Annotated in this window: 16 protein-coding genes; 4 read left to right on the forward strand and 12 right to left on the reverse strand. The window is 69.9% G+C overall.

The genetic code is table 11. The features are described from left to right. Window positions 1-45: 45 nt before the first annotated feature. From ACFVWW_RS18355 to ACFVWW_RS18385, 7 genes are all read right to left on the reverse strand, one after another. Window positions 46-1,803 (reverse strand): DoxX family membrane protein, encoded by a 1,758-nt coding sequence (locus ACFVWW_RS18355; protein ID WP_386878577.1) that lies wholly within the window; start codon window positions 1,801-1,803, stop codon window positions 46-48. A gap of 191 nt (window positions 1,804-1,994) precedes the next feature. Continuing rightward, complete coding sequence (rlmB, locus tag ACFVWW_RS18360; protein ID WP_384192862.1) at window positions 1,995-2,945, reverse strand: 23S rRNA (guanosine(2251)-2'-O)-methyltransferase RlmB; 951 nt, start codon at window positions 2,943-2,945, stop codon at window positions 1,995-1,997. Between the two features lie 126 nt (window positions 2,946-3,071). Beyond that, window positions 3,072-4,472 (reverse strand): cysteine--tRNA ligase, encoded by a 1,401-nt coding sequence (gene cysS, locus ACFVWW_RS18365; RefSeq protein WP_386878576.1) that lies wholly within the window; start codon window positions 4,470-4,472, stop codon window positions 3,072-3,074. A 210-nt stretch (window positions 4,473-4,682) separates the two neighbouring features. After that, window positions 4,683-5,087: a PPOX class F420-dependent oxidoreductase gene (locus tag ACFVWW_RS18370; RefSeq protein WP_386878575.1), complete on the reverse strand. Its 405-nt coding sequence runs from the start codon at window positions 5,085-5,087 to the stop codon at window positions 4,683-4,685. 102 nt (window positions 5,088-5,189) lie between these two features. After that, on the reverse strand, window positions 5,190-5,699 hold the full coding sequence (gene ispF, locus ACFVWW_RS18375) for a 2-C-methyl-D-erythritol 2,4-cyclodiphosphate synthase (protein WP_384192855.1): 510 nt from the start codon (window positions 5,697-5,699) through the stop codon (window positions 5,190-5,192). Next, window positions 5,689-6,435: a 2-C-methyl-D-erythritol 4-phosphate cytidylyltransferase gene (gene ispD / locus ACFVWW_RS18380; RefSeq protein WP_384192853.1), complete on the reverse strand. Its 747-nt coding sequence runs from the start codon at window positions 6,433-6,435 to the stop codon at window positions 5,689-5,691. Before ispD ends, ispF begins: the two co-directional genes overlap by 11 nt. Before the next feature lie 373 nt (window positions 6,436-6,808). Continuing rightward, window positions 6,809-7,291, reverse strand: a complete 483-nt coding sequence (locus ACFVWW_RS18385) for a CarD family transcriptional regulator (RefSeq protein ID WP_003953493.1) — start codon at window positions 7,289-7,291, stop codon at window positions 6,809-6,811. A gap of 642 nt (window positions 7,292-7,933) precedes the next feature. Here ACFVWW_RS18385 and ACFVWW_RS18390 point away from each other — a divergent pair. After that, the gene (locus ACFVWW_RS18390; RefSeq protein WP_386878574.1) at window positions 7,934-8,614 is read left to right on the forward strand and encodes a DUF461 domain-containing protein; all 681 of its coding nucleotides are present in this window, start codon (window positions 7,934-7,936) and stop codon (window positions 8,612-8,614) included. Window positions 8,615-8,844: 230 nt separating this feature from the next. On the opposite strand, the gene ACFVWW_RS18395 is transcribed toward ACFVWW_RS18390, so the two are convergent. Both ACFVWW_RS18395 and ACFVWW_RS18400 read right to left on the reverse strand, forming a co-directional pair. Further along, the gene (locus ACFVWW_RS18395; RefSeq protein WP_030353388.1) at window positions 8,845-9,525 is read right to left on the reverse strand and encodes a response regulator transcription factor; all 681 of its coding nucleotides are present in this window, start codon (window positions 9,523-9,525) and stop codon (window positions 8,845-8,847) included. Beyond that, window positions 9,522-10,784 (reverse strand): sensor histidine kinase, encoded by a 1,263-nt coding sequence (locus ACFVWW_RS18400; RefSeq protein WP_384192848.1) that lies wholly within the window; start codon window positions 10,782-10,784, stop codon window positions 9,522-9,524. Before ACFVWW_RS18400 ends, ACFVWW_RS18395 begins: the two co-directional genes overlap by 4 nt. 226 nt (window positions 10,785-11,010) lie before the next feature. On the opposite strand from ACFVWW_RS18400, the gene phoU reads away from it, so the two are divergent. Continuing rightward, window positions 11,011-11,691 (forward strand): phosphate signaling complex protein PhoU, encoded by a 681-nt coding sequence (phoU, locus tag ACFVWW_RS18405; protein WP_384192845.1) that lies wholly within the window; start codon window positions 11,011-11,013, stop codon window positions 11,689-11,691. A gap of 365 nt (window positions 11,692-12,056) precedes the next feature. Here the strand turns inward: phoU and ACFVWW_RS18410 are convergent, their stop codons facing one another. Continuing rightward, window positions 12,057-13,073, reverse strand: coding sequence for a helix-turn-helix transcriptional regulator (locus ACFVWW_RS18410; protein WP_386878573.1), 1,017 nt, complete (start codon window positions 13,071-13,073; stop codon window positions 12,057-12,059). A gap of 39 nt (window positions 13,074-13,112) precedes the next feature. Between ACFVWW_RS18410 and ACFVWW_RS18415 the strand changes: the two genes are divergently transcribed. Continuing rightward, on the forward strand, window positions 13,113-13,592 hold the full coding sequence (locus ACFVWW_RS18415) for a hypothetical protein (RefSeq protein WP_386878572.1): 480 nt from the start codon (window positions 13,113-13,115) through the stop codon (window positions 13,590-13,592). Next, window positions 13,589-14,050, forward strand: a complete 462-nt coding sequence (locus ACFVWW_RS18420; RefSeq protein WP_386878571.1) for a hypothetical protein — start codon at window positions 13,589-13,591, stop codon at window positions 14,048-14,050. Before ACFVWW_RS18415 ends, ACFVWW_RS18420 begins: the two co-directional genes overlap by 4 nt. Before the next feature lie 38 nt (window positions 14,051-14,088). On the opposite strand, the gene ACFVWW_RS18425 is transcribed toward ACFVWW_RS18420, so the two are convergent. Further along, window positions 14,089-14,490 carry a hypothetical protein gene (locus ACFVWW_RS18425; RefSeq protein ID WP_384337180.1) on the reverse strand — a complete coding sequence of 134 codons (402 nt, stop codon included), beginning with the start codon at window positions 14,488-14,490 and terminating at the stop codon, window positions 14,089-14,091. A 41-nt stretch (window positions 14,491-14,531) separates the two neighbouring features. Continuing rightward, window positions 14,532-15,107 carry a hypothetical protein gene (locus ACFVWW_RS18430; RefSeq protein WP_386878570.1) on the reverse strand — a complete coding sequence of 192 codons (576 nt, stop codon included), beginning with the start codon at window positions 15,105-15,107 and terminating at the stop codon, window positions 14,532-14,534. Between the last annotated feature and the right edge of the window lie 208 nt (window positions 15,108-15,315).

Here is a 15,315-nt window from a genome sequence, read left to right on the forward strand (position 1 = left end):
ACCCATGACCGGGTGGCCGCCCCTCCCGCCTGTGTGCCGTGGGCGTCAGCCGAGCAGCCCGCCGATGGGGTTGCTGTTACTGCCGCCGCCCCCGCCCGACGAGGAGCCGCCGGTGGCGGAGCCGCCGCTGTCGCCGCTGCCTCCGGTACTTCCGTCGCCCGCACCGCCCGTCGTGGACGGTCCCTGGCTGCTGGACGGCGGCGGGGCCTGCCGGCCGGGCTGCGGGGGCTGCTGGCCCGTGCCCTGGGTCTGGCTAGGCTGCTGCTGTGTCTGTCCGGTGCTGACACCGCCGGTCCTGGGGGCCGTGGCGTCGCCGGGGGCGGACTGCGGGGCCGACGGGCTGCCGGACCTGCTCGCCGACGGCTCGGACTTCTTGTCGTCCTTGGGGTCGCCGCCGGGGGTGCCGGACACGCCGCCGCGGCCGGGCTGCTGGGGCAGCGGGATGCCCGGCAGCTGGTTGACGGGGTCGACGTCGGGTCCTGGCACGGTGACCATGTCGGAGGACCGTACGGCGCCGCCGAGGACCGAGCCGACCACGAGCGTGAGGCCGATGACGACGGTCGCGACGACCGAGCCACGGCGCAGAACGTGACGCCGCAGGTCCCAGATCTCCGAGCGCGGTCCGAGCCTGCGCCAGGCTTCGCCCGCGAGCCGCGCGTCCATGGAGTAGACGGGGGCGCCCGCGATGATCAGCGGGGACCAGGCGGCGAGATAGATGATGTCCGGCGCGTCGTACGCCGGTACGGTCCGCCAGCTGACGGTGAGGAGCAGCGCGGCCGAGAGGAGGGCGCCGAAGGAGGCCGCGACGCGCTGCCAGAGGCCGAGGACGGTGAGGACGCCGACCACGACCTGGAGAAAGGCGATGCTGAGCCCGGCGCCGACCGGGTGGGAGAGCGCGAAGTCCCTGAGGGGTTCCGCGAGGGCCCAGGGGTGCAGCGAGTTGAGCCACTTGGCCATGGAGCCGCGCTCGCCGCCGTCGAAGAAGACGGGGTCGCAGAGCTTGCCCATGCCGGCGTAGATGGAGATGAAGCCGAGGAAGACGCGGAGCGGGAGCAGCACCACGCCGAGGTTCATCCGGCGGCCGGGGTAGTAGGCGTGCCGGACGGCTTCCGGGGTGTGCCGGTGGGAGCGGGGCCGGCCGTGCGAGGCGGGGCCCGTACCGAGGTCCGTACCGAAGTCCGCGCCGGTGCCGGAGTCCCCGTACGGGTCCGTGCCGAAGTCCGCGCCGAAGTCCGTGCCGATGCCGGTGCCGGGGTCTCCGTACGGGTCCGGCTCGGGTACGTCGTACGCGCCGACTGCCCGCCGCATGGGAGGCAGCAGCGGGGTGGTCCCGGTGCGGGATCTGCGGGGTCCGCGCGGTCCGCCGGGTCCTGGTCCGCCGACGACGGGCGTCGGCATCGTGGAGTCGTCCTCGAAGCCGGGCCGGGGGATGACCTGGGTGGCTCCGCTGTTGTATCCCCTTCCGGATACGTCGTTGTAGCCGCCGCCCGCCCGGAGCACGGAGGAGTTCCGTACGGCTTGGAGGAGTCCGGTCGCTGCGGGGTCGCCCGGAGCCGACCTGCCGCTCCAGACGACGGGAGCCCTGCGGCGTGCCGCCCTGCCGGCGGCCGCGCCGCTCATGGCGGGGATACGCGCGGCGTCCGCCGCGGCACGTGCGGGGCTGGGGCGCTGGCGCGATGCGAGCTTCACCCGGAAGCTGGCGTGGTTCACGATGACCTGCGCGGGATCGCAGTCCACTTTGAGCATGCTCAGCGGGGGCTGATCGTCGAACCCGGGCCGGGGCGTTCTGGTGTCCACACTCATCTAACCGAGTGACTTGTGTTTAGGACACTGCCTTGACGCGCGGGAAATGTCCGAGGCCCGTCAAGATCACCAGGCAGGGCCGTTCGAGTGGCCCCTCGGCGGCCACTCGTGACCCGTTCGAGTGGCCCTTCGCGGCCCGTTCGAGGAGCCGAGCAGGCCCCAGCCGGGCAAGCCCCCCGCCCCCCGCCGCCTCAGGCGCGTCGGCGGGCCGCCTCGTACAGCACCACTCCGGCCGCGACGCCCGCGTTCAGCGACTCGGCGCCGCCCGGCATGGGGATCCGTACGCGGAAATCGCACGTCTCGCCGACCAGCCGGGACAGGCCCTTGCCCTCGCTGCCGACGACGATCACGACGGGGCCGCCGAGGGCCTCCAGGTCACCGACCTCCGACTCACCGTCCGCCGCCAGACCGACGACGACGACACCGGCCTTCCGGTACGCCTCCAGGGTGCGGGTCAGGTTGGTGCAGCGGGCGACGGGCGTACGGGCCGCCGCGCCGGCCGAGGACTTCCAGGCACCGGCGGTCATCCCGGCGGCACGCCGCTCCGGTACGACGACGCCGTGGCCGCCGAAGGCGGAGACGGAGCGGACGACGGCACCGAGGTTGCGCGGGTCGGTGACACCGTCGAGCGCGACGATCAGCGGGTCCTCGCCGTCGTCGAAGGCGGCGGCCGCGAGGTCCTCGGGGTGCGCGTACTCGTACGGCGGGACCTGGAGGACGAGGCCCTGGTGGTTGAGGCCGTTCGTCATCCGGTCCAGCTCGGGCTTGGGGGCCTCCATCAGGTGGATGCCGCCGCGGTCCGCCGCGAGCTGGAGCGCCTCGCGGACGCGCTCGTCGTTGTCGATGAACTGCTGGACGTAGAGCATGGAGGCGGGCACGCCGTCGCGCAGCGCCTCGAAGACGGGGTTGCGGCCGACGACCATCTCGCTGGTGCCCTTGCCGCCCCGGCGGGCGATCTGGCGCCGGGCGGTCTGCTTGGCCTTGGCGTTGGCGGAGCGGTTCTGGACATGGCCCTTGCGGGCCGCCGCGGGCGGCGTGGGGCCCTTGCCCTCAAGGCCGCGGCGTCGCTTGCCACCGCTGCCGACCTGCGCGCCCTTCTTGTTGGACGTGCGGCGGTTCCTGCGCTGGCTGTTCCCGGCCATGACCTACCTGTTTCGTTGCTTCAGACGTGCGTACGAGCCGTACGCAAAGTTCCTGTGTGTAACAGCGTTGTGTAACAGCGTACGCAAGTGTGCCGCCCGGAGGACCGGGCGGCACATCGGGCGAGGTCAGCGCGGGCCGAGAGTCCAGCGCGGGCCTGCCGGGCCGTCCTCGATGACGAGTCCGGTCTGCTGGAGCTGGTCCCGGATGGCGTCCGCGGTGGCCCAGTCCCTGCGGCCGCGCGCCGACTCGCGCTGCTCCAGCACCAGTCGTACGAGGGTGTCGACGACGCCGTGGAGATCCTCGCCGCGGTCGGTCTCGCCGGCCCAGTGCGGGTCGAGCGGGTCCAGGCCGAGGACGCCGAGCATGGCGCGCACCTCGGCGAGCCGGGCGACGGCGGCTTCCTTGTCGTCGGCGGCGAGCGCGGAGTTGCCCTGCCGGACGGTGGTGTGGACGATCGCGAGGGCCTGCGGGACACCCAGGTCGTCGTCCATGGCCTCGGCGAAGGCGGGCGGCACCTCGTCCGCCGCCTCGACCATCCCGCCGGCCTTCTCCACGACGCGCTGGACGAAGCCCTCGATGCGCGCGAAGGCGGACTCGGCCTCGCGCAGGGCCTCGTCGCTGTACTCGATCATCGAGCGGTAGTGCGGAGTGCCGAGGTAGTAGCGCAGGACGATGGGGCGCCAGTGCTTGACCATCTCGGACACCAGCACCGAGTTGCCGAGCGACTTGGACATCTTCTCGCCGCTCATGGTGACCCAGGCGTTGTGCACCCAGTACATGGCGAAGTCGTCGCCGTACCCCTTGGCCTGCGCGATCTCGTTCTCGTGGTGCGGGAAGATCAAGTCGAGGCCGCCGCCGTGGATGTCGAAGGCGCTGCCCAGGTACTTGTGGGCCATCGCCGAGCACTCCAGGTGCCAGCCGGGCCTGCCGCGTCCCCAGGGGGTCTCCCAGCTGGGCTCGCCGGGCTTGGTGGCCTTCCACATCGCGAAGTCCCGCTGGTCGCGCTTGCCGGTCTCTCCGTCGCCCGAGGGCTGGCGCAGATCGTCCAGGTCCTGGTTGGACAGCTCCAGGTAGCCGGGGTAGGAGCGGACGTCGAAGTAGACGTTGCCGTCGGCCTCGTAGGCGTGGCCGCGCTCGATGAGGCCGCGCATCATCTCGATCATCTCGGTGATGTGGCCGGTGGCGCGCGGTTCGTAGGTCGGGGGCAGGCAGCCGAGGACGTCGTAGCCCGTGTTGAAGGCGCGCTCGTTCTCGTAGCCGATGGCCCACCACGGGCGGCCCTGGGCGGCCGACTTGGCGATGATCTTGTCGTCGATGTCCGTGACGTTGCGGATGAACGTCACCTCGTAGCCGCGGTACGCGAACCAGCGGCGCATGATGTCGAAGTTCAGTCCCGACCTGATGTGCCCGATGTGCGGGGCGGCCTGCACGGTGGCGCCACACAGGTAGATCGAGACGCAGCCCGGCGTGAGCGGGGAGAAGTCACGGATCTGCCGGGCGCCGGTGTCGTACAGCCGAATAGTCACGCGACCAGGGTAGTGCGCCAGGGGTAGTGCCCCGCGACCCTTTGGGCCACGGGGACACCGAAGCGTGACACTTATGGCCTCGCGGCCGTGCCATCAGTCATTTTTTGGGCTCATCGGCCGCTTTTGGGCTCCTCGGCCGGTGCGCGCTCCCGGGCCTGTCGGCTGGCTCCGTAGTGGTCGCTGGTGCGCGCTCCCGGCCCGTCGGCCGGCTCAGAGCCGGCCGACGACCTTGCGTGGGGTGATACGGACGACCACGCGCTCGCTGTCCTCGGCGGAGGCCGGGTTGAACTCCGCGTACGGCTTGCCGGTGTACTTGAGCGACAGCTCGTTGATCAGTTCCTCGCCACCCTCGGTGGTGAGCGTCGCGGAGCCACGGATCTCCGCATACGTGTACGGGGAATCGAAGGGCTGCACGACAACCGTCACCCGGGCGTCGCGGCGCAGGTTCCGCTCCTTGCGCCGGCCGACCGTGGTGGAGATGAGCACGTCGTCGCCGTCTCGCTTCACCCAGACCGGCGACACCTGCGGGCTGCCGTCGGGCTGGATGGTGGCGATGTTGACGAAGACGGGTCCGTCCAGGACCTGCTTGAGCTGCTCGGAGAGTGCGGCTGCCATGAGTGCCTTCCTGATGACTGAGGCCTGCCTGATGACTGACGGGCATACGCCTACCCGCCGAACTTCCTCAACTCACGGACCGCCGCGGTTATTTCGAGCAGGTCAGTCCGTACGGACCAGCAGCGCCGTGGCGATGGCGGCCAGCCCCTCGCCGCGGCCGGTGAACCCGAGCCCGTCGGAGGTGGCCGCGGAGACCGAGACGGGGGCGCCCGCGGCCTCGGAGAGGACCTTCTGCGCCTCTTCCCTGCGCTTGCCGATCTTCGGCCGGAGACCGACGACCTGTACGGCGACATTGCCGATCGTGAAACCCGCGTCGCGCACGATCCGGGCCGCCTCCGTAAGGAGGGTCAGCCCCGAGGCTCCGGACCACTCGGGGCGTCCGGTGCCGAAGTGGGCGCCGAGGTCACCGAGTCCCGCGGCGGAGAACAGCGCGTTGCAGGCCGCGTGCGCGACGACGTCCGCGTCGGAGTGGCCGGCCAGTCCCGGTCCCTCGTTCTCCCAGAGCAGGCCCGCGCACCACAGCTCGCGGCCCTCCTCGAAGGCGTGGATGTCGGTGCCGATGCCGACCTGCGGCAGGCGTACGGACACGGGCAGCGGGACGTCAGAAGCCATCGTTGGCCCTCCTTCGGGCGAGAACCGCCTCGGCCAGCACCAGATCGAGCGGCCGGGTCACCTTGAACGCCTCCTCGTGGCCGGGTACGACCACGACGGGCGCGCCGAGCCGCTCGACCATACCGGCGCAGTCCGTCGCGCCCTCGCCGACCGGCAGCACCGTCCGGTGGGCGCGCTGGAGCGTGTCACGGTCGAAGCCCTGCGGGGTCTGTACGGCGCGCAGCAGGGCCCGCTCCGGGGTGGCGACGACCGGCTCCGGCTCGCCCTTCTCCCGGGGCTCGACCTGCTTGACGGTGTCCGCGAGCGGCAGCGCGGGCACAACGGCCGGCGCTCCGTCGCGTACGGCCTCGATGACGGCGTCCACGGTGTCCACGGGCACGAGCGGGCGGGCCGCGTCATGGACGAGGACGGTGGTGATGCCGTCGGGGAGTGCCTCGACACCGAGCCGTACGGACTCCTGGCGGGTGTCACCTCCCGGCACCACGAGATAGTCGGTCCGCTCGGGCAGCGCGTGCTCGTCGAGGAGGTTCTTCACCTCGGTGGCGCCGTCGGGCGGCGCGACCACGACAACGAGCGAGACGGCGCGGGAGGCGGCCATCGCGCGGACGGCGTGGATCAGCATCGGGGTGCCGCCCAGCGTGCGGAGCGCCTTGGGGGCGCCCGGGCCGAGCCGTACCCCCCGGCCTGCTGCGGGGATCACCGCGGCGGTGCGGTGGGGGCGGGCTTCGTCTGACATCGGTTGCACTCCGGCAGGTTTGTTTCCTCGGCCGACATGGGTATGGCCTCAGCGTGCCTGGCGCGACGCCTTGACCGGACCCTTCCGTGACACATGGTCGAGACGAACCGCGCCGGCCGCCCGGGCCGTGGCGCATCGCGGTCGCGGTGTTCCGCTGCCGGGGCACGCGGTATACAAGACACACACGCGGATATCAGCGCATGTGAAGGTGTACGGGGGATGTGTACGGAGTGTCGGACGGGGTGCGGGTTTACGGACATGCCGCAGCGCCCGGCGACACAGCTTTTCCCTGATAGCTGGTCAACGGGCACCACGGCATTCACTGCGTTGTTCGTTGTGACGTCATGCGCTGCTGGAACGGCAGCGTCATGATTCAGGACGCGAGGACCTCGTCGAGCAGAGCCTCGGCCTTGTCTTCATTCGTGTTCTCCGCGAGAGCGAGTTCGCTGACAAGAATCTGTCGCGCCTTCGCGAGCATGCGCTTCTCGCCTGCGGAGAGTCCGCGCTCGCGCTCCCGACGCCACAGGTCACGCACGACTTCAGCGACCTTGATGACATCGCCGGAGGCGAGCTTTTCGAGATTTGCCTTGTATCGACGGGACCAGTTCGTCGGCTCCTCTGCGTACGGTGCCCTGAGCACCTCGAAGACCCGGTCCAGCCCGTCCTGACCGACCACATCGCGCACGCCGACGAACTCCGCATTGTCCGCCGGTACACGTACCGTCAAGTCGCCTTGGGCGACCTTGAGCACCAAGTAGGTCTTGTCCACGCCTTTGATCTGGCGAGTTTCGATTGCCTCGATCAGCGCGGCCCCGTGATGGGGATAGACCACGGTGTCGCCTACCTTGAACGTCATGTGACAGGTACCCCTTCCGTGGCTATCCAGGGTAACACGAGAATGGCTTCTTCTGAATGGCGTTTTCGCAGGTCAGGGCGCATCTCGGGGCTTGACAACAGCGACACGAACGTGCTGCGAGCGGCTTCCGGAAGGGGGTATTCGCAGGTCGGAGCGGCTACACGGGCGCGGAGAAACACACGCGTCACCCACCGCACAACACCCTCCGAAGAGGCTGAACGTCCCGATTTGCCGGATTCCAGACGGTGCAGTTCCCGTACTCCGTTCGGATGTCGGTCACCCGTACGGACGGAAGTGCGGGGGAAGTGCAGCGGAAGTGCGAGGGATTCTGAATTTGATCACCACGGCTCCTGTGCACGGTATTCGTAAGGAATGTGTGGCGGCCGGATAATTGATCACCGGCGTTATGTGAACGGCGCGCGAAACCGCGTGATCAAGCGCGGGATGGCATGCGGGATGGGGCGCGGTCGAGGTCCGGAATCGGCCGGGAACCCGTCGGGGAGCCCGTGGGGGGCGGGTCGGGTGCGGGGCGGTCAGGACGGCTCGGTAACCTGAGCCCGCTGATACACCCTGCTACACCCTGAGACCGCCACAGCTCGTCCCCTGCCCCTCCGTCCGTACGTCCTAGGAGTTGCCGCCGCCGTGAGCCGCAGCCTTCGACGCGGCGCCCTCGCCGCTTCTGCCCTCGTGTTCTCGCTCGCCACGCTCACCGCGTGCGCCGCCGGCAACAACGCGCAGACACTCGGCGTCAAGCCGGACAACGCCGCCACGTCCATCGGCGACATCACCATCCAGAACGCGACGGTGATCACCCAGCCCAAGGCCGATACGCCGGGCCCGGCGGTCGTCACCGGCACGCTCTTCAACAACGGCAAGACCAAGCAGACCCTCGACTCGATCACGCTGCCCGGCACCCGTGCCACGGTGAAGCTCTCGCCGGCCAAGGGTTCCGGACCGATCACCGTGCCGGCCCTCGGCTGGGTCCAGCTCGGCGGCGCGGGCAATGCCTCCGCCGTGATCGTGGACGGCCGTGAGGCCGGGCGGGACGGCGACGCACAGCAGGTCGTGTTCGCGTTCAGCGAGACCGGTGACGTGAGCCTGCGCGCCTTCGTCTTCCCCTCGAACACGTACTTCAAGGGCGTCGGCCCGAGCGCGCTGCCCACGCCGCCCGCGGCTCCTTCCGGCACGCCTTCCGGATCACCTTCCGGCACCCCCTCAGGGACGCCGTCGGGCACGCCGTCAGGCTCTGCGTCGGAGTCCGGGCAGCCCGGCTCGGCCATCATGCCGTCGGACTCCTCGTCCGCCTCGCACACGGCCGGCTGAGGCACGCGGCACACAGCCCGGCACACTCAGCCTGGCACGCAGGCACGGCACACGTCCCGGACGTGGCTGTGGCGCCCCACCCGGGTCTCCCGGGACGGGGCGCCACATCTCTGCCGACCCTCGTCGGCGCGGTGCCGGACTCAGTCCGGGCCGAGGTACCCCGGCCCGACCCGCTCTGGCCCGACCTGACCCGGCCCGACCCGCTCTGGCCCGACCCGGCCGAGGCCGGTTTACGGCTCGAATTTGTAGCCCAGGCCTCGTACCGTCACCAGATAGCGCGGCGCTCCCGGGTCCGGCTCGATCTTGGCTCGCAGCCGCTTCACATGGACGTCGAGCGTCTTCGTGTCGCCCACGTAGTCCGCGCCCCAGACCCGGTCGATCAGCTGCATCCGGGTCAGCACCCGGCCCGCGTTGCGCAGCAGCATCTCCAGCAGGTCGAACTCCTTGAGCGGCAGGTCGACCTTGCCCCCGGAGACCGTGACGACATGGCGGTCCACGTCCATCCGGACAGGACCGGCCTCCAGCGCGGCAGGAGTGACCTCCTCCGGCTCGCCCCGGCGGCGCAGAACCGCGCGGATACGGGCCACGAGCTCACGCGAGGAGAAGGGCTTGGTCACATAGTCGTCGGCCCCTATCTCCAGGCCGACGACCTTGTCGATCTCGCTGTCCTTGGCGGTCACCATGATCACCGGGACATTGGACTTGCCGCGCAGCTGCCGGCAGACCTCGGTGCCCGGCAGGCCGGGCAGCATCAGGTCGAGGAGGACGAGGTCGGCGCCGTTGCGTTCGAACTCGTCGAGCCCCGCGGGCCCGGTGGTCGCGATGGCAACCTCGAAGCCTTCCTTGCGGAGCATGTAGGAAAGGGCGTCGCTGAAGGATTCCTCATCCTCGACGACGAGCACTCGGGTCACGGAAGGACCTCCGGGGCAGGAATCACGGTCGGTGGAGCCAGCTCGAGGCTGGAGTCGGTGTCGTAGGGCCGGTCGTCTTCGTCCGGGCCGGTGGGTGTGCGGTCCCGTACGGCGGCCGCTTCGGGCAGCCTCAGGGTGAAGGTGGAGCCCTGGCCTTCGGAGCTCCATACGGTGACTTCCCCGCCGTGCGAGGCGGCCACATGTTTGACGATGGCCAGGCCGAGCCCCGTACCGCCGGTGGCTCGGGAGCGGGCGGGGTCGACGCGGTAGAAGCGTTCGAAGACCCGCTCGCGGTCCTTCTCCGAGATGCCGATGCCCTGGTCGGTCACGGCTATCTCGACCAGGTCCCCGCCGGGAGCGGAGACGCGGTGCGCGGCGATACCGACGCGAGTACGGGCCGGGGAGTAGTTGACGGCGTTCTCCACGAGATTACCGAGAGCGGCGGCAAGCTGGCCACGATTGCCCCAAATGTGCAGGTCTGCGGTGCCTCCCGGGGCCATGGTGATCTGTTTGGTGGACGCCGCGTGCCGGGACCGGTCGATGGCCTCGGCGACGAGTTCGTCCACGCGCACGGGCTCCGCGTCCTCCAGCGGGTCGTCGTTCTGCACCCGGGAGAGGTCGATGAGTTCCTGTACGAGGTTGGTGAGCCGGGTCGCCTCGATCTGCATCCGGCCGGCGAAGCGGGTGACCGCCTCGGGGTCGTCGGAGGCGTCCATGACGGCCTCCGAGAGCAGGGAGAGCGCACCGGTGGGGGTCTTGAGCTCGTGGCTGACATTGGCGACGAAGTCGCGCCGTACCGCTTCGATACGGCGGGCCTCGGTGAGGTCCTCGACCAGGAGAAGGACCAGGCGGGAACCGAGCGGGGCGACCCGCGCGGAGACGGCGAGCGCCTCGCCCCGGCCCGTACCGCGCCGCGGAAGATCCAGCTCCACCTGTCTTATCTCACCGTCACGCCGGGTGTCGCGCGCCATGTGCAGCATCGGCTCGACAGCGAGCTTTCCACCCCTGACCAGGCCCAGCGCGTACGCCGCGGAGCTGGCCTTGACCACGGAGTCGCTCTCGTCGAGCACGACCGCGGAGGAGCGCAGCACGGACAGCACGGTGTCGACGCCCGGGGGCAGTACGGCATCCGTGTGCAGTGAGGTACGAGTGGGTCTGGCCTGGTCGCGCTCGCTCCAGCGGAACGCCAGCATGGCGATGACGCCGGTACACACCCCGGCGATCGCTGCCACTGCGGCGACCGCCGCGTTCACGTCCATGCATCCAGGTTATGCGCGGGTACGGACACTCTCCCAGCGGTCAAGGTGTCTCCTCGGACACTCGTCGCCCAGAGTTCACCGAGGAGAAAGTGCCGGTTCACTTGTGCGGGAGGAGCCGGACGCGTAACGGACAGAACGTGGGAACGTGGGGGCACGGGCCCCGGCCCACGGCCCCTGGCCCACGGCCCCCCTTCCACGGCAGGAACGTTCAAGAGAGGGACACCCCATGCGGGACGCGTACCACGAGGAACTTGACTCGATAGGCGAGGACCTGGTCGAGATGGCCCGGCTGGTCGGTTCCGCCATCGGGCGTGCCACCACCGCCATGCTCGACTCCGATCTCAAGCTCGCCGAGAGCGTGATCGCCGCGGACCAGAAAGTCGACGATCTCCAGCACGCCCTGGAGGCCAGGGCCATCGCACTGCTGGCCCGCCAGCAGCCGGTCGCGACCGATCTGCGGATCGTGGTCACCTCGCTGCGGATGAGCGCCGACCTGGAGCGTTCGGGTGACCTGGCGCAGCATGTCGCCAAGCTGGCCCGGCTCCGCTTCCCGCAGTCCCCGGTGCCTCACGACCTGCACGCGACGCTGCTGGAGATGGGGCAGCTGGCGCAGCGCCTGATGGCGAAGGCCGCCGAGGTCATCATCACGAAGGACGTCGAGCTGGCGCTCCAGCTGGAGCAGGACGACGACGAGATGGACCTGCTGCACCGCACGCTGTTCCAGCACCTGATGGACGACCGCTGGAAGCACGGCATCGAGACGGCGGTGGATGTGACGCTGCTGGGCCGCTACTACGAGCGGTTCGCGGACCACGCGGTGTCGGTCGCCAACCGTGTCGTCTACCTGGTGACGGGCGAGCACGCGGGCGACATCCAGCCGGTGGAGACGCCGGTCGAAGGGGCCTAGGCCCTGTCGGGCGGATCTTCGCGGGCGCGGGGCGCAGAAGGGGCGCGAAGGGCGTACGGCGGCGCTTGTGCGTAATGCGCCGTTGCTGCGCCCGCCTCAATGGGCATGCAATGGGCAGAGGCGCCATCCGTGCACGCCTTTCAGGAGGATCCCATGGCCGATTCCGCCCCGACTGACCCTCAGCAGGAAGCCCCTGTCGAAGTGGTGCACCTGCCCGTCCTCGGCGCATGCGGCTGCGGCTCGGGCTGCGGCTGCGGCTGCCAGTCCGGCGCACCCTGCCAGTGCGGTTAGCCGCTAGCGTGTGTGGCGAAGGGCCTCGTCCGGGAACGCGGAGGGGGCCCTTCGCCATAATGCGGGACCACCGGTCAGGTGCATGCGGGGGTGAGTGCGGAGGCGTAGCGGGCCGCCAGGACGCGGGTGGTCTCGGCGAGCCGGGCCCGGAGTTCGGGTGGGCCGATGACCTCGATGTCCGCGCCCAGCGCGAGGAACTCCCCGTGGGCGCGGTCAAGCGATTCGATGGGGAGCACCGCGCGGGTCCAGCCGTCCGGCTCGACGGTCACGGTCCCGGCCACCGCCGCTTCCGACAGGCGGGACGCGACGCGCGGCGCGAGACGGACGACGGCCTGGCCCCGGTGGAGGCGGGCGTGGAAGTCCGCCTGGTGGCGCCGCCAGTGGCCGGCCAGGTCGAAGTCATCAGGCGGCTCGAACTGCTCGTCGCGTACGGCGAGGTCGAGAATCTGGTCGATCCGGTACGTACGCGGCCCGCGCGGCCCCGCTTCCGCTTCCGCCCGCGCTCCCGCTCCCGCTTCCGCCCGCGCTCCCGCGACCACGTACCAGCGGCCCGCCTTGAGCACCAGACCGTACGGCTCCAGGCGCCGGTCGACATCGGTCGGCTGCTTCCAGCGGCGGTAGCGGATGTCGAGCACCCTGCTGTGCCACACCGCGTCGGCGACCTGAGGCAGATACGGAACCTCGTCGTCCGGCGCGTACCAGCCAGGCGCGTCGAGATGGAAGCGGGACGACATCCGGTCGGCCTGCGCGCGTAGTTCGGCCGGGAGCGCGGCGCGCAGCTTGAGCTGGGCGGCCGCGAGTACCGAGCCGAGCCCCAGCTCGGCGGCCGGCCCCGGAATGCCGGACAGGAACAGCGCCTCGGCCTCGCCGGCGCTCAGACCGGTGAGCCGGGTGCGGTAGCCGGCGAGCAGCTGATAGCCGCCGGAGTGCCCGGCGTCCCCGTACAGCGGTACGCCCGCCAGGTGCAGCGCCTCGATGTCGCGGTAGACAGTCCGTACGGACACCTCCAGCTCCTCGGCGAGCTGGGCGGCGGTCATCCGGCCCCTGGTCTGGAGCAGCAGCAGGATCGACAGAAGACGGCTGGACTTCACTGACACAAGATGTCAGTGAAGCGCTCCTACGGTCCAGCCATGGCTTTCGCAGAGAAACTGCTGTTCGTGCCGCCCCCGGTCGAGGTGGGCGGCCGCCGCGTCAAGCGCTATCACGTCACCACCGATCCGGCCGGTATCGATCCCGAGGTCGAGAAGGCGGCGTACGCGATCCTCCCCGACCTCCTCCCGGAACCGGACGGCACACCGCCGGCCACCTTTGTCGTCCTCCACCGGGGCGGGGACGACGGGGCGTACCTCAACGCGTACAGCTGGGTATGGGACAACGTCCTGCACTTCGGCGGCGCGGCAGCCGGCCAACCGGTCCTGGGCTGCCCGGACAACGACCCGACGCACTTCGTCCAACTGAACGGCTCGCTGATCGGCTGCGTATGGGAGCTGCCGCCGATCCTCCACGAACGCGACGCATGGGTACGCCACATGATCGCCCCCGAAGCACCCGATCTCGACGCCTACCTCGCGAACTCCCTCCCCGAGGGCACCACAGGAGACCGCGCATGAACGCTTCGGGCAGCGACTTCGACTTTCTCACCGGCAGCTGGGACGTAGCCAACCGATGGCGTACGGACTTCCTCGACGAGGCGAGCGCGTGGGAGGAGTTCCCCGGTGTCAGCCACGCCTCCCGGCACTTCGGCGGCGGGGCGAGCTTCGACGAGATCGATTTCCCGACGAAGGACTTCGCCGGGCTCACGCTGCGCCTGTACGACCCGGAGCGCGCGGAGTGGTCGCTGTACTGGGCGAGCAAGCGCACGGGCACGCTGTTCCCCCCGGTCGTCGGGCGGTTCACCGACGGCCGGGGCGAGTTCTACGGGGACGACACCCACGCCGGCAAGGAGATCCGGGCGCGCTTCATCTGGTCGGAGATCACAGCGGACTCGGCCCGCTGGGAGCAGGCGTTCTCGGTGGACGGCCAGCAGACCTGGACAACCAACTGGATCATGCATCTGACCCGCCGCTGAAACCTCGACGCGGGCTACCGGCGGTGTGATCGCCGAGGTCACCAATCGCGCCACTCGTCCGTGATCTCGAATCGGCCGATGCCGTTCCTCTCCGTCAGGGCCGGGATGTCGATACCGCGCTCGCTCAGGGCCTGGTCGATGTACGCGCACAGCTGCTCACGCTCGTCGGTCTCGTATCCCGCGCCGTCGTGCTCTTCGTTGATCTCGTTGAGCGCCAGAACGACATGCTTGATCGTCTCGAAGACCTGCTCGTCGGAAGGGTTCCGCAGCGCCCTCACGTCCGCTTCGAACGTCTGCAACGCGGTGTCGGTCGCCTCCAACAGGGACTCCGGGAAGAGCTGCGCCATATAGGCACATTCCGGATCCATCACCCCGGTCGCAAGCTCCCGCGCCTCCTCAGCCACCCGGGCACGCCACTCGTCAGATGGTCTGGTCGCCATACCCCGGACCGTATGCCTCGGCACATGAGGAGCACTGTCCCTCACAGTTTGCCCCCGACCAGGACCGTGCGATGGCCACCCAGCACGTGTGCGAATCGACCGAGGAAGCCGGGGCTGAACTCGGGCCAGTCCCAGAACTCAAAGCCCAGGTAGCCGAATGCGTAGTAGTCGTCCTCCCAAGCCCACGTGGTCAGATCGCCGGCTCGGCTACAGCGCCGACAGGTGATGGCGGCCCGGCCTGTGTCGTGCCACGTCTCCATGGCTTTCCCGAAGGGTTCCCAAGCATCCGCGATCGTGTCCCCCTCCTCGGTGAACAGGTCCACGTGGGCGGCACAGTGGGGACAAACGGCGTACATGGCGTCGCCCTGGCCACCGTGGAAGACGGTTCGGCCGGTCTCGATCTTGAGTCCGTCGCTGGGCTCCCAGTCCTCTTGACCGACCGCCTTGGCCCAGAGCAGCCCGGGCGAGTGCCCCAGCGGGGCACCGAGAACACAATCCGTACGCTCGGCGCGGACTATGCCTTCCTCGACGAGCCAGTCAAGGCCGCGGGCTGCGAGTGTCGGCGCGTCTGCCGAAGTGGCATCCAGGTCGACGATGGTCTGGAAGTGGCTTCCCATGCCCGTGACAGTAGAAGGCCCCACTGACAGTTGACCGTGGGTCACCGCGTCCTCCGGTGCGCAGCTGGTGCGGACGTAAGCGGTGCTACAGACCGCAGAAGCCGGGGCGGAGACCACCAGCGTTCCTCTCCGAGATGCCTCGGCAGCCCAGGGACGGCTCAAGACAGCGTGTGGATGGCGCGCTCGGTGGCCTGCCAGCCAGCTCTCC

Origin of the sequence: Streptomyces sp. NPDC058198, assembly GCF_042882605.1 — a bacterium.
Taxonomy (GTDB): domain Bacteria; phylum Actinomycetota; class Actinomycetes; order Streptomycetales; family Streptomycetaceae; genus Streptomyces.